Origin of the sequence: Paenibacillus dendritiformis, assembly GCF_945605565.1 — a bacterium.
GTDB lineage: Bacteria > Bacillota > Bacilli > Paenibacillales > Paenibacillaceae > Paenibacillus_B > Paenibacillus_B dendritiformis_A.
Genome location: NZ_OX216966.1, coordinates 5,284,238 through 5,297,839 on the forward strand (window position 1 = coordinate 5,284,238; position 13,602 = coordinate 5,297,839).

The following is a 13,602-nucleotide window of genomic DNA, read 5'->3' on the forward strand; positions in this document are numbered from 1 at the left end:
GTGGGATTGTCGATGTTCATAAGACGTTAGTCTTATTGGACTTTTTCCTTGTTGTAGTGATAGCCAAAAGAGTTGATTGAAGCAAATCTTGATTTCTAGCTGAACCTTCCTAACCTGAATGTTCCTCAACTATTTTTATTACATCTGTAAGGTCTCTACAATTTCTAGTAGCCCTTGAATCCATATTCCTTACTAATATTGCCTGAATTCCTACTGCTTCTGCTCCAAAAAAATCAGCCTCTATATTATCACCAATCATCCAAACCTTTTCTGGCTCTCCCGTCTCTCGCAGAGCATGAAGAAATATCATGGGATTGGGCTTCTCATAGCCTACAAGGGCTGAATTAACTAAGTAATTGACTTGATTCATTAATCCAAGTGATTTAACAATATCACCAAGTTCAGGAATATGATTGGATACGATTGCATGTCTCCACCCAAGATCCGATAGTGCTTTTAGCGTTTCTAGTGTATCGTCAAACAAAGTCCAACAACTCGTATCTATAAAACGCTCCCTTACATTCACCGCTAATCTTTTCGCGTCAGCTTCTGCAATTCCATAATGAACATACCCTTGAAAAAACTTGTCTATGATGGGTTCCCACCATTCTTCAGAAGTTTGAATATGAGTGTATGATCTCTCAGGATGATGCCACGGGAATCCGCTAATCAAGAAATTACGAAAATCTTGGGCTATTAGCTTTGTATCAGGGTCGTATTCCTTTAAGGCTTCTATCATCGTGGCGCCCCACATCCCACCTTGACGATAGCCTAGTGTTCCATCAAAGTCCCAAAGTAACATTTTTCTCATCAAAGCAACATCACCCTCAACCTATATTTTCCTTATTGCTGATAGCGTTATTATCAAACATCATCGCAATTCTATGGCTGAGTTTTTAATATTCGCTTATCGAAGCTGTTGTATTTTTTCGCCCAATGTCATGCCAAAACCTCTTTGCCACCATGGATAGGTTTGTTAGCGGCATGACCGGTTGCACTCTATCGACAGGACCTTGCATAGTTTTGAATCTAGGTTTGACGCTAGCGTTCCTTGTTTGATAAGATGAATGTCCTGAACAAATGGAAATCTATTCATCTATGATGAATGATGCTTGAGAGGATGGTGTGGGCGTTGGAAGACACAATCAAGATTATAAAGTATGATGCAAGTTGGATTCACGCTTTCCAACTGGAAAAAAGCAGGATATCTTCGTTTCTTAAAGGCGAAGCAATGGCAATCGAGCACGTCGGAAGCACGTCAATTCCAGGTCAGGATGCAAAACCAATCGTAGATATTTTCGTCGGCGTGTCACCTTTTAAAGAGTCGGCGTATTATCAATCTGTGTTTGAAGCTGAGCAGTATAAATATGTCCAGACGGGAATGAATGGAAGATATTTATTTTCTAAGTTTGCAAACGGAACTTGGACTCATAATATCCACATCCTCCCGTATAACGATGAGTTCTATATGCGAAATCAGTTTCTTTTTCGGGACTATTTACAGAAACATCCTGATTTGGTCCGAGAATATAGCGAGATCAAAAAGCGAACGGCCAAAATTAATGGAGTTACCATGGAGCAATATACCCGTTGTAAAACCGAATTTATCCAGAGAGTAGTCGATGCCGCAAGAACGGAGAAGGGACTTCCGCTTCAGAATGTTTGGGAAGATGAATAATGCAGCGTGGCGGCCGTCGGCTCATCCAGCAAAACTAAATTGTGTTTCCCTTATCAGTACATTCGCCAATTTTAACCACTGCCCAGCGCTGCCGGGAGAACAACTATCGAATCTTTACGCTCGATCATATCCGGCAGTTGTTGGCGCTGTACGCGCTTGCCGCGCTTTTCAGTAAAAAAGGAAAAAGCCTGATTTCAAGCCCTTTCCCCTAATCGGCTAATATAGCCATATTGTTGCACCCATTTTGACGGAATAGTTTATTGGCGTTTCTTTAGTTCGCCTGCCACCTTATACTCATGGACGGTACCGTCTTTGAGAAAATAATAAGTAATATCCAATAGTTCTCCTTGTTCGTTCCAGGTGATAAATAGTTGTCCCGAAACCTTTTTATTTTTCAGGCCTTCGATATCAATGGAATCATTATCCGTTTCAAATTTATAATGGTCTTTTGCCCCGATGTCATAACGCCATAAAATCAAATCGCCAGCCGCAGCATCTCTTACCTCAGCGTACTTGCTTCCCCAGATTTCTTTGACTTGATCTTTGGAAAGGGGGAGATTCATAGGCTGCTTTTGATAAAAATCGGTTCCAAACTGAGGTTCCGTCTTCTTGTCAGAAGCTGTGCCCAATAACCCGCGTTCAGACAAATTTCGGAGAAGAGTTGCCATTTCTCCGCGAGTCAGAGGCTCGTCGCCGCCAAATCGGTTATCGGAGATGCCGCTCATCAGCCCGTTATCCTTGGCCCATTCCGCATTTTCAGACCACCACCCGCGGTCTGTAAAATAACCTTTTAATGCCTGCCCGCTTGCTTCAACTATGCCTGACGCATGAATGAGTACGGCTGCAAAGATACCAACCACTACGCCTTTAAGCATGTTTTTATTCATTTTCACGACTCCTTTCTTGGAAAAATGACTTCTTCGAAAGTCTCCGGCATTTGCGTATAACGTCCATCCTATTTACGAACCCGATTTCCCGTTTAGGCCAACTCGCCAGCCCCGCTTCGTGAAGTAACGCGCTATCAGGCAGGCTCAGCCCTTTGAACCAATCAATTGCTTCTCCGGATTGAGTTGAAAACGTTTTAAATAACTGGAATCCGGATACAGCTTCCGGACACCTTTCCCACTAGAAAAAAGAACGGCATCCGATGAATTCGCCTCCTCGATCCTTCCATGCGTAGGAATTCGTAGCCCTGCCGTGGACACATGCGAATCCTCCGTTCCCAGTATCTTGACGTCCCAGTCGTCCATTCCGCCTACTAACCTCACCCTATTCAATACATACCCCGGCAGGAACAAGTCAAGATCCGTAAAATCATCAAAGCATACAAGAGCTATTTCATTTTTTCACCTGCTATGAACGTGACTTGTCAAGCTCCACTTCGAAACGCTCAAATACTCGGCACGAAGGCAAAATGCTAGTCGTCGGCTGGCACACTGCTATCCGTGGGTTGGGTACCACATTTTATACCTGCGACAAAGGGAGCTTCCGTCAACTCTCCTCGCGTGTTCATAAAGCGGACATACGTCAGCCTTATTAACGCAGTGACCAAAACGCGGATTTCTCCCTTATACCTTCTCTTTGCCTTCGGGCCCAGTATTTCAGACATGCACTTTCCGTAAGTTTGTCAAGGTGCTTTCCCTTGACAAACGACTCCTTTTACCCACACTATTCTTCCTCCCCAGCCATTGCTGGGGAGCTGCCACACGGCGAGTGAGGGGGTGCAGGGGGCATCGCCCCTTGCCTATCCGTTTTCTCTTACGCATTCGCTCTTTCTGCTTCCCTCGCGGTGGCCCATACGAACCCAACGAGTTCTCTGGCTACGGCTCCAATCGCGACATTTTTGTGCTTTCCCCGTTGAAGGACAAGACGCATATATTTTTTGTGCAACCGGTTTTGAGCTTTCCATGAAATCTCCTGGATTCCAGGCTCCAGTTCTTCTAATCTAGCGCGGAGTTTTCCCTTTACTGCAGGCCGGTGCCTGTAGTGCCAGGCAGCTTCAACCATTAGACGTCGAAGAGAAGCATTTCCAGCCTTAGTCATTTTGCCTTTCCGATTCGATTCACCCGAAGAGTATTCCCGAGGAACAAGACCTAGAAAAGCCATAAGCTGCATGGGAGATTTGAAGCGCTCAAAGCTTCCAATTTCCGCTGCAATGGTCACCGCGTTAACTAGACCAATTCCACGGAGTCCTTGCAAAGCCTGAATCACGGACGCATTCGCTCCCTCTGCCGCCTCCATGACAATCGCCTCTTCCAGTCGCTTTAACCGCATCTCGCATTCCACGATCGTATGATAGTATTCTTGAAAAACAACCTGCTCGGCTCTTCGTTCAAAAGTAAGTCTGGTTAACCATTGAACATAGGTCTTTGTCCATCGCGTTTTCATGGTAGGTGGATGATGAATCTGGTGTCGGAGCAGGAAATGAACGACACGCTGCCGGGCACGATGCAGATCTTCACGGGCGGCCTCCCTAGCTCGAACCAAATCACGTAAAGCTTCATTTTCACGAGAAGGAACAAAGACAGAAGTTAATTCGCCGGCCCGAAGCAGTTGGGCTAGTCTTAGGGCATCCCGTCTGTCGGTTTTAATATGGTCATCAGGACGAGCCGGGATGAGCGAGGGTGCAATGACGCTGCAAGAAACCCCCATTGAAGTAAGCCAGCGGTACAGATCGTACCCTGTCGGTCCGGCTTCGTAACAAACCTCCAGTGTCGATGGCAAACCTAATTGCTTGACTAGTTTGCGTACAGCTTCCGGCTTATGGGGAATTTCTCCCCAATAGCGGGCCTGCTCTCTGCCTTCTTCCGCAATGGCTACCGAAATTTTTTCTTTCGAGACATCTAAACCAACGTATTTTGTGGTATCCTTCATAATGAACAGCTCCTTTTGCTTTGTAGCTCTGAAATGGTGGTTTTCCTACTTTCCATTTTAACCTACGAAATGAAGCAAATACGGAGCTGTTTTCACGTTCATTATAACTCTCTTCATTGATTTAACCATCATATGTTATAGAGCGCTCCAATAATTCGTTCAGCTCGCTCTCAGGGAGCACCTTGTTCGCGCAGTAGACCAGGCTGGAGTGAAAGCCCCATTCACCAAATGCAACCAAACGGCTCTTATTGCTGCGCTGTCTCACTATAGCCCAAACTCCTAAATCTCCTTGCGCGACTGCGTCAAACAAAATCCAATCCTTGTATTTCATCACATAAGTTTCTGCAAACATTTTAAATCCGTCCAAATATCCAGCACTCTCTTTTTCAGGCAGCCGATCGCATATTTCGGTTAACAATAGCACTTCTTCGATGCCAAGCGTTATCCACGCTTTTTCTTCATTTTTGGATAGAATGCTTTCAAAACGGCATTTAATCAATGCGGAGGAATCGATCTCATCCGGGTGTTCTTCCCAGCCATTGAAGCTCGACAAAGCAGGTCTGAATAAAGTCCAAAAAGTTTCTCCCACCGACATATGAAAAGGAAAGTACACTTGCACTTTTTTCATTTCACCTTTGCTTGGCGTCGTTAATGTCCTCTGCCATATTTGCTCGTCCAAGCCGGGCACAGATTGGGAAAAATCAGACCAATCCATCATATCTTCATACGCTACGATATCGAACCCTCTGCTATCGAGTTCGTTTCTTTCCACGACTTGCTTGCATACTCTACATTTGAAAGCCAACTGTTCCTTTTTCATCACGCACCTGCTTAATTCGTAATATGAAATTGGTAAAGGCATGGTCGGTGTTGGTTTCCATCCTTCATGCTGTTGCACACTTTCATCGTGATAGGAATGCACGAATTGATAACCCTCTTCACGAAAACGCGGCAACTGAGCTTCGAAGAATGGCTTCATTCATATATTCTCGAAGCAAGGCCAAAAACCTCTCGCCGCTCACGCTACAAGCCATTCCCGTGATGCCCACGATAAGCGTCTTATCGGAACATCACAGGTAAATGGCGTATCGTTGTCCACTTAGAGCTACCATGCGCTGTCAAACGCGGCTTCCATTTGAGCAGCTTCTCTCGAGACCGCGAAAAAGACAAAGCGGCCTTTCGTTTTCAGCACATGCTTTTCGATGAGAAAATATTCTTCCGGGCGATAGTCTTTAAACTTTACCGTCTGGGCTTCGATTCGCTGCAATATGTTTTGTTTGACGCTTTCTGCCTGATCCGCATCTTTTACTTTGATAACTGCCAATTCGTCCGCCTTTACATTGGATGCAGCCGTATACAGAATAAAATCCTCCACTTCATCGGCATCGAGATGATACAGCTTGGTCAGTTTCTTGATATCCCCCTGCTTCATCTCATCCAGGTTCACCGCCCGTTGGATTCGCTCCCCCACCGCGGCGGCCGACAGCTCCTCCCCGTCTTGCTTACCGGAACATCCGGCCAATGCGCCGATGACAACGGCTAACATGAATAAAAAGGCGAGGCATTTCCAAGTTCCTTGTCTATATGGTTTCATTCGATCAACTCCGATAGATTCTGAATAGATGGATCTTCAAAAAATGTATTGGCATTATAAAGCAGCAGCATGTCACGGATATCGTGCTGCCGCACGAGCGCCGTCAAGTCTTCCCCGTAATACCGGAGATCGGCGACATAAATTTCGCCAAAATGCTCCGTTAAAAAGGGCAGCAAACTATTGGCGTATGAATCTTTGACCACCAGCAGCTTCTTCTTTCCCTCCGGATGGGCCGTTGTGATTTTAATCAGCGCATGATTGCCGTTGAAAAACACCGTATACTTATCCTTCTTGTTGAGATTGCCCAGCTCGTACAAAGAATCCGTCGTTCGCTGTTCATCGACATACTCCACCTTATAGCTCGCTTCCTTCTTCGGCAGATAGAGCTCGATGCTGTCTGGCCGGATGTGTCTGAATCCGCTCTTCGAATAGAGCGACCCGTAAAATTCATTCGTTACGCGCCGAATGCGGAAATCTTCCTTGTCCAGCGGTATCATCCCCATGTGCTTGCATAGCTCCCGATAAGCGTAATAGGCCCCTGTCGTCGTCCAATGATGGTCGGTTCGATAAAAAATAGGACGTTCCCGTTCCGCAGACAGCGCGGGATACACATCGACGAAGCGAATAGTACCAGGAAGCGCCTGCCGTACCTTGTCCATATACGCCGGTTCATCGCCGGATGCGGCATAGGCCGGGAGCTTATCCTGGTGCAGCGCGGCCGTGGTAGGCACAAGCATCATATATTTGCGAACACCGGGCGTGACATGGTCGAACGCACGAATGGCCTCCACCTTATCCTCCACATCTCTATCGGCTGGCGGGTTGAACCGTTGAATGAGGAAGCCGTCCTTGCCTAAGTACACCCCGTTGCTCTCCTTCTTCCCCACCGCCCGATCCGCATCGGTTTTGACTCCGATCCAGGCATCCCGGAAGACGAATTGATCGGACACATACTTCTCGTAGCTGGAAGTCAATTTCCCCGCCGCCAGCGACTGCAGCGTAAAGTCCGGCCACTTCTCCAACACCCGATTCTCCGCTTCCGAAAATTCGCGTTCCGTCGTCAGAACATTCAACACGGCGAGCGCGCCTATGAAGAGGAGCAGCAGTACGGCCATTACATATTTATAGATTTTGTCGTATCTGTTCATCGGCGCCGCCTCCTTCAAAAGCGAAAATATAGGAATGGGTTGTACGTTTCCGTGACCAAATAAGCCGTCGACAGCGACAGGAACAGAAAATACATCGCCGGAACGAGGACAGCTCCTGCCATCTTCCCTTTTTCCCTGAAGAACGATAAGGCCTTCCGGGGAAGCGGGGTCGCGCAAAATGCCAGCACGAACAGCAAGACAACATTCGCGGACAGATCATAGAGCGCTTGACGATCGACCAATCCATGCGTGCCGTACCCGAACATCGCCCCGATGAATTCCGCGGCGGAACCCAGATTTTCGAATTCGAACAAGACCCAGCCCATGATCACGATCAGAAGCGTATAGACATGCCCTACGAACCGAGGACTGCGCTGCAGCCATTCCAACAGGAACAGCTTCTCGGCCGTAACGAAAACACCGAAATACAATCCCCACAGAATAAAGTTCCAGTTCGCTCCGTGCCATAAGCCGGTGGCGAGCCAGACGGCGAGCAGATTACGGAACTGGATCAGCAGGCCCGACCGGTTGCCCCCGAGCGGAATATAGATATATTCGCGGAACCATGCGCCCAATGAAATATGCCACCTGCGCCAGAACTCGGTAACGCTTTTCGATATATAGGGATAATTGAAGTTTTCCAAAAAATCGAACCCGAACATCTTCCCGAGTCCGCGCGCCATATCCGAATATCCGCTAAAATCGAAATAGATCTGGAACGTAAAGGCGATAATGCCAAGCCAGGCCGACAATACGCTTAGCTCTTCTGCCGGCGCCGCCTTCACGCTCGTCCACAGCAAGCCGATATTATTGGCCAGCAGCACTTTTTTGGCAAGTCCTCTGATGAATAATTCCGCCCCCTCGCCGAACCGATCCAGCGTCATCGTTCGGGAGACCAGTTGTCTCGCGATATCGCCGTATTTGACGATCGGACCTGCGACAAGCTGCGGGAACATCGTGACATAAGCGCCGAAGGAGATGATATTCCTCTGTACGGGCACTTTGTCCCGGTATACGTCCACGATATAAGACATCGTCTGGAACGTATAGAAGGATATGCCTACCGGCAGCGGCAGATCCGCCGCCTGGATATGCAGATGAAAGAGTTGATTGATCGTGTCGACGACAAATCCGGCATATTTGAAAAAGCAGAGAATGCCTAAGCTGCCGGCGATGGAGCCGATAAAAACCGCTCTGGCGATCGGCTTGCGGTGCCGGTACTTCTCGATCAACAATCCGTTAACATAATCGAATACGGTCGAGAAAATCATGATAAAAATATAGACAGGCTCGCCCCAGGCATAGAAGATCAGGCTTGCGGCGAGCAGAACCGCATTTCTAAGCCTCTTCGGCGATACATAGTAGATCAGAATCGTTGCCGGCAAAAAGAGGAACAGAAACAGGAGGCTGCTAAACACCACGTTCTGTCACCTCGCATAATCGAACGATAGGCATGTTATTTCACTGCATCCTTCAGCGCATCCAGCATGAACGGATAGAACCCGGCTTTAAAATGGATGCCGTCCTCATCATACAGATCAGGATGGTCGGCAACGATCGGAGATACATCGACAAAACCGACCTGCTCCTTCTCCGCCAGCTCTTTCAAGCCTTGATTATAATCGCTTAGATTTTTGTAACGGGGCTCTTCCTTCTCCCGCTCAGCCGTAACCGGGGTTACCGATAAAATCGTGATTTTGGCCTGCGGAAGCTTTTCCTTGATCGAGCCGATCAAGGTGGCGTAATGCGCCAACGAGTAGGCCTTCGGATCATCCGTAGGCCATAGGATATCATCCGATCCCAATTGAATAAAAACATGTTTCGGGCTCCGTTTCGTCAACTCGCCGATATCCTCCAGCGCGAATTCGGCCGTTTTGCCCGCGCCTGCCAGCACATTCGCCTCATCCAGCACATCATGGAAGGACAGCCCCTCGGTAATCGAATCCCCCAGAAATACGCTGTCTTGAAAAATCGATGGGTATGAAGCCTCGGGTAGCTTGGCAGAGCCGCCCTCCTGTTGTTGCGCTTGAGGCAGCGGATTTTGCGGTTGCGGGCTGCCGGACTCCTGTCCGCATGCGGCCAAGGTGAATACGATGCTCCCGATCAACAGTGTAGAGATTAATTTTTTTGCCATGTTCCTCTCCCTCTCTTTATTTCAGCTCGTCTTGCATTCCGTTCGGAATGGAATGGGTTCGCGGTTCCCTCCGTTCCCGTTACAAGCGATGATCCTTCTGGAAATTCAGGTGAAAATGCTTGGCATCATCGTACACGCCGAAGCGGTACCCTTCTTGTTGATAGAAGGCAATGATATCCGGGAGAACCTGCAGCGTTTGCGGCTTCTCATGCATGAGCACGACTTCCAGATCGTCTGTCGTCGCTTTTTTAATGTTCTCGACAATTTGATCCGGGCGATCCTTCAGGTCCCAGTCGTTCGAGTCAATGGTCCAATCCCAAATTTTGATCCCTGCTTCTGAGATTTGATCGCGAAACTGCTGATTTTCCAATCCCGGCGCCGAGCCGTAAGGCGGACGCACCAAATGCGGGTTCTCATCCGTTATGTCATGAATGAGCGACAAGGTTTCTCTCATCTCCGGGACGAATTGTCCCTCTTCGTACAGCTTTTTATATTGATGAGTCATGCTGTGCCCGCCAACATAATGCCCTTCACGCACCGCGCGCTTCACAGCGCTTTGCCAGCCTTGACGTTCCAGATTGGTTCCCTGCATAAAAAAAGTGGCCTTGACGCCGTGCCGCTGCAAAACGTCCAGAAACTTCCCGGTCAATTCGCTCGGACCGTCGTCAAAGGTTAAATAAACGATTTTCCCTTGCGGCCGGGCGTCGCTGCTATTCGCCGCCGCTTGATAGCCCTGTCCGTGTTGCTTCGCCGTCGCCGTCTCCAGCAACGATGTAAATTTCATGAAGCAAAAGACGAGCAGCGCAACGGCCGCCAGTCCTGCGATGAATCGGCCTCGTGTCTTCTTTCTCAACCTTCCTTCCCTCGTGCTTCGCTCAAGGTTGGTTCGTGCTGTCATGTTCCATCCATCCCCTCTCACACTAGACAGAATAATAGAGAGAGATAAAGATAAAATGCAGATTATATAAAAAGAATCTATAGAAATAAAAAACCTGAAGCTGCGCTTCAGTTTTCTTAGGAAGGGCGGGGCCGGGGAAGGCAGAACAGATTAGGTTAGGGCAAGTTGGGCGCGCATGAAGCAAGCTGGTCCCCGTATGAAATTGCTGCACAGGCGCAGCATTTTTAACCTCAAGAGGCTAAACTCCGAGAAAATCCTGCAAAATTACATTATTTCTCCATTTTGAATGCAATTTATGCCTTGCCGTAGGGTAATTGCTGTATTTTTGCAGCAATCCTATTTTCGCAACCTCGTGTCATTGAAATTGCTGCATTCTTGCAGTATTGGCGGAGCAGGTGACTAGCGTCACGGGAGATACTGCAGCTTTAGTGGAGTGGATGACCGGAGCTGCAGACGTTCTGGCCGGGAACGATGGAAGAATATATGGGATGTATTTTCGAACCTATCAGACCTTGAAGGGCGTTTCGGAGCGGCTGCGCGCCCCGGACGGATCATCACCATCCGCTCGCCGCGGACCGATGCTTGCGCAGGTGATGAGGCTGCTGGCCGAGCAAGGGCTGCCTGACAAAGAATTGATTCTCACGGAATGGAATTCGACCGTCTATCAGGGAATTGACGAATGACAACGTGGATAAGGCGGCTTATCTCGCCAAAACCATTGTCGACAGTCTTAAGCGCAGAACCGAAGTTCTGCGCTCTCTACCTTTTTTTATGCAAATGGAAATAGAACATCACGCCTTCCGCCGTATTGGTTACGCCGTACGGCACGCCGTGCAGCTCCAGGATCTTCTTGGAGATCGCCAGACCGAGTCCGGTTCCGCCGGTCGAGCGTTGGCGGGAAGGCTCGCCGCGATAGAAACGATCCCATATCTTCTCCAACTGCTCGTCGGGAATACGGGCTCCTTTGTTTTCGATGCAAACCTGTACGGTATCCCGCTCCTCCATCGTCGATACGATAATGGCCTGTCGTTCCGGCGTGTAGCGAATCGCGTTCGTGAGGAAATTGACGATCACTTGCTCGATCCGGCGTTGATTGGCCTCCACTTCGAACGGCTGAAGATGAGTGTGCATCTCCAATTCCTTGCCCGCGATGCCGGAAGCGAACTTCGCGCACATCCGCTCCAGGACAGCAGCGATATCGAACGGTTCCATCTCCATCTTGTACGTGCCGGACTCATATTTGGCCAGCTCCAGCATATCCGCGATCAGCAGATCCATCCGTCTCACTTCATCTTCCATCGCCGCAAAATAATAATCTCGCTTATGGCTGGCCACCCCGTCCTTAAGTATGGACAGGCAGCTTTGAATGACGCTCAGCGGCGTTTTCAATTCATGCGACACCCCGGCTATAAATTCCTTGCGCGTATTCTCGAGCTGCTTTTCTTTCTCGATATCCTCCTCCAGCCGGGCAATATGGGAATGCAGCCGCCCGGACAGCTCATTAATGTTGCGGGACAGCTCCCCGATCTCATCCTTGGTCGTGACCGGAATTTTCTCGGAAAAGTCCAGGCCGGCCATTTTTTGCGTCGTCTCGTTCATCCGCAGCAGCGGCCGGGCGATGCGGCGGGAGAAATAGAACGAGGCCAGTAGCACAAGCAGCAGCGTGGCGACGATGATATAGACATAGTAGTCCTGCATCATCCCTGCGGCTTCGTTCACGGGCTGCAGTGACGTCATCGCGAACAGGTAGGCGGCCTTCCCGTTGCGATCTTCGGTGCGATCCACGAAGATTTTGTAATTCACATGATTTTCTTCAAAATCGATGATCTGACTCGGATTCGCGCCGCTGTCATAGTCTCCGTACAGCAGATCCGCCTGAAACGCTTTAATCCGGTCCAGAAATAAATGGTTCGTATAACGTGACACGCCCGCCCCTTCCGGTATCCGGATAGCCGTAATCGTTCCCTTTTCCAGGAATGAGGGGTACTTTTCGAAATATTCCGTCGGATTCCCGAACCGGGGGACGACTTCATATTCCTTGTTCACCATCTGATGATTTTCCAGACGGTTCTCCTCCCTCAGATTGGAGACACTCCACCCCATCCGCTGCACGACGAGTTGCTTGTTCATGATTACGCCTTCGAACGCAATCCGCTTCCCCTCTTCAATCCAGGGAACCAAAAACGAATTGTCGCTGCTGAATTGCTCGACCTTCATGACGGTGTACAGCGGAACGGTAAGCGTGGTACCGCCCAAGCCGGAGCTTCCGCCGACCCGATCCAGTCTGATCTCCATTTGAAAATCATCGGTATACAGCAGATTTCCCCTATCGTCCAACGCCGCGATCCAGGTGCCATGCTTTTGATAAAAATCTTGTTCAAGCCCCACCATCGCCTGGGCGTTCCCGGCATGCTTCAGGTAGTCCTGTTCATAGGCTTCGAGGGCAGACTTTACACTGGCCACCTTTTGATGCACATACATTTGCTTAAAAAATATGGTTTGTCCCACAAAAACGATCGCAAGGATGAACAGACACAGGGCGGTCGTTAACAGAAAAAGCTTGAAGACGATACCCTTTTTCATGGCTGATCCTCGAATTTATAGCCCGAGCGAACGACGGTGACAATGGACTTGGCCTGTTCCCCCAGCTTGGAGCGCAGATTGCGAATATGACTGTTGACCGTGCGATCGTCCCCGACGAAATCATAGCCCCATATTTTTGTAATGAGCTGATCCCTCGTGATGATGAGTCCTTTGTTTTTCATCAGATACGCCAAGATTTCAAATTCGGTATGCGTCAAGCTGCAGGCGGTCCCGTCCACCGTCACGGTTCGGGAGGGGAGATGAACCGTAATGCCGCCGCCGGATAAGGTGTCGGCCTCTTGATCGCGGACATGCCGGCTTTCCAGCAGCCGCTTCGCCCGAGCGAGCAAGATGGGCGGACTGTATGGCTTCGTAACATAATCATCCGCGCCGAGCTCGAATCCAAGCAGCGTATCGTCCTCATCCGCACGCGCGGTCAGCATAATAATCGGAACGTTCGATGCCTTGCGAATGCGCTGGCACACCGACCATCCGTCCAACTCCGGCAGCATGATATCCAGAATAATCAAATCCACTTCATGCTCATGAAATAGCGACAGCGCCTGCTTTCCGTCGCTAGCCTCCAGCACTTTATAGCCTTCATTCAGTAAATAATCCTTCATAATTTCCCGCAAAATCTGCTCGTCTTCCACAATCAATATTGTTCTCGACATATGATGACCTCACATCTTT

General features: G+C 49.0%; 13 protein-coding genes. 2 read left to right on the forward strand and 11 right to left on the reverse strand.

Features of this window, described 5'->3' with window-relative positions; genetic code table 11:
* Positions 1-109: 109 nt before the first annotated feature.
* Complete coding sequence (locus NNL35_RS23680; RefSeq protein WP_006679147.1) at positions 110-811, reverse strand: HAD-IA family hydrolase; 702 nt, start codon at positions 809-811, stop codon at positions 110-112.
* 312 nt (positions 812-1,123) lie between these two features.
* On the opposite strand from NNL35_RS23680, the gene NNL35_RS23685 reads away from it, so the two are divergent.
* Entirely contained in the window at positions 1,124-1,678 is a 555-nt protein-coding gene (locus NNL35_RS23685) for a GrpB family protein (RefSeq protein ID WP_420798548.1), read from the forward strand.
* 257 nt (positions 1,679-1,935) lie between these two features.
* Here the strand turns inward: NNL35_RS23685 and NNL35_RS23690 are convergent, their stop codons facing one another.
* The 8 genes from NNL35_RS23690 to NNL35_RS23725 all read right to left on the reverse strand — a co-directional run bounded on the left by NNL35_RS23690 (position 1,936) and on the right by NNL35_RS23725 (position 10,326).
* On the reverse strand, positions 1,936-2,565 hold the full coding sequence (locus NNL35_RS23690) for an S-layer homology domain-containing protein (RefSeq protein WP_006679149.1): 630 nt from the start codon (positions 2,563-2,565) through the stop codon (positions 1,936-1,938).
* 871 nt (positions 2,566-3,436) lie between these two features.
* Positions 3,437-4,552, reverse strand: coding sequence for an IS110 family RNA-guided transposase (locus NNL35_RS23695; RefSeq protein WP_254553798.1), 1,116 nt, complete (start codon positions 4,550-4,552; stop codon positions 3,437-3,439).
* Positions 4,553-4,673: 121 nt separating this feature from the next.
* Positions 4,674-5,531 carry a hypothetical protein gene (locus tag NNL35_RS23700; RefSeq protein ID WP_238535462.1) on the reverse strand — a complete coding sequence of 286 codons (858 nt, stop codon included), beginning with the start codon at positions 5,529-5,531 and terminating at the stop codon, positions 4,674-4,676.
* 126 nt (positions 5,532-5,657) lie between these two features.
* Positions 5,658-6,146 (reverse strand): DUF4358 domain-containing protein, encoded by a 489-nt coding sequence (locus tag NNL35_RS23705; protein ID WP_006679577.1) that lies wholly within the window; start codon positions 6,144-6,146, stop codon positions 5,658-5,660.
* Positions 6,143-7,294, reverse strand: a complete 1,152-nt coding sequence (locus NNL35_RS23710) for a DHHW family protein (RefSeq protein WP_006679576.1) — start codon at positions 7,292-7,294, stop codon at positions 6,143-6,145. The genes NNL35_RS23705 and NNL35_RS23710 overlap by 4 nt, the downstream gene beginning before the upstream one ends.
* Before the next feature lie 14 nt (positions 7,295-7,308).
* Entirely contained in the window at positions 7,309-8,715 is a 1,407-nt protein-coding gene (locus NNL35_RS23715; RefSeq protein ID WP_040734244.1) for an MBOAT family O-acyltransferase, read from the reverse strand.
* A gap of 35 nt (positions 8,716-8,750) precedes the next feature.
* Complete coding sequence (locus NNL35_RS23720; RefSeq protein ID WP_006679574.1) at positions 8,751-9,428, reverse strand: GDSL-type esterase/lipase family protein; 678 nt, start codon at positions 9,426-9,428, stop codon at positions 8,751-8,753.
* Between the two features lie 79 nt (positions 9,429-9,507).
* Positions 9,508-10,326: a polysaccharide deacetylase family protein gene (locus NNL35_RS23725; protein WP_050979497.1), complete on the reverse strand. Its 819-nt coding sequence runs from the start codon at positions 10,324-10,326 to the stop codon at positions 9,508-9,510.
* Positions 10,327-10,754: 428 nt separating this feature from the next.
* On the opposite strand from NNL35_RS23725, the gene NNL35_RS23730 reads away from it, so the two are divergent.
* Positions 10,755-11,009 (forward strand): hypothetical protein, encoded by a 255-nt coding sequence (locus tag NNL35_RS23730; RefSeq protein ID WP_006679598.1) that lies wholly within the window; start codon positions 10,755-10,757, stop codon positions 11,007-11,009.
* 76 nt (positions 11,010-11,085) lie between these two features.
* On the opposite strand, the gene NNL35_RS23735 is transcribed toward NNL35_RS23730, so the two are convergent.
* On the reverse strand, positions 11,086-12,909 hold the full coding sequence (locus NNL35_RS23735) for a sensor histidine kinase (RefSeq protein WP_006679599.1): 1,824 nt from the start codon (positions 12,907-12,909) through the stop codon (positions 11,086-11,088).
* The gene (locus NNL35_RS23740; protein WP_006679600.1) at positions 12,906-13,583 is read right to left on the reverse strand and encodes a response regulator transcription factor; all 678 of its coding nucleotides are present in this window, start codon (positions 13,581-13,583) and stop codon (positions 12,906-12,908) included. The genes NNL35_RS23735 and NNL35_RS23740 overlap by 4 nt, the downstream gene beginning before the upstream one ends.
* Positions 13,584-13,602 lie beyond the last annotated feature (19 nt).

Bases quoted from the DNA above. Each gene is read 5' to 3' on its own strand.
- NNL35_RS23740 (WP_006679600.1), bottom strand. From the start codon at position 13,583: ATGTCGAGAACAATATTGATTGTGGAAGACGAGCAGATTTTGCGGGAA.
- NNL35_RS23705 (WP_006679577.1), bottom strand. From the start codon at position 6,146: ATGAAACCATATAGACAAGGAACTTGGAAATGCCTCGCCTTTTTATTC.
- NNL35_RS23720 (WP_006679574.1), bottom strand. From the start codon at position 9,428: ATGGCAAAAAAATTAATCTCTACACTGTTGATCGGGAGCATCGTATTC.
- NNL35_RS23710 (WP_006679576.1), bottom strand. From the start codon at position 7,294: ATGAACAGATACGACAAAATCTATAAATATGTAATGGCCGTACTGCTG.
- NNL35_RS23725 (WP_050979497.1), bottom strand. From the start codon at position 10,326: ATGACAGCACGAACCAACCTTGAGCGAAGCACGAGGGAAGGAAGGTTG.
- NNL35_RS23735 (WP_006679599.1), bottom strand. From the start codon at position 12,909: ATGAAAAAGGGTATCGTCTTCAAGCTTTTTCTGTTAACGACCGCCCTG.
- NNL35_RS23680 (WP_006679147.1), bottom strand. From the start codon at position 811: ATGAGAAAAATGTTACTTTGGGACTTTGATGGAACACTAGGCTATCGT.
- NNL35_RS23700 (WP_238535462.1), bottom strand. From the start codon at position 5,531: ATGAAGCCATTCTTCGAAGCTCAGTTGCCGCGTTTTCGTGAAGAGGGT.
- NNL35_RS23695 (WP_254553798.1), bottom strand. From the start codon at position 4,552: ATGAAGGATACCACAAAATACGTTGGTTTAGATGTCTCGAAAGAAAAA.
- NNL35_RS23690 (WP_006679149.1), bottom strand. From the start codon at position 2,565: ATGAATAAAAACATGCTTAAAGGCGTAGTGGTTGGTATCTTTGCAGCC.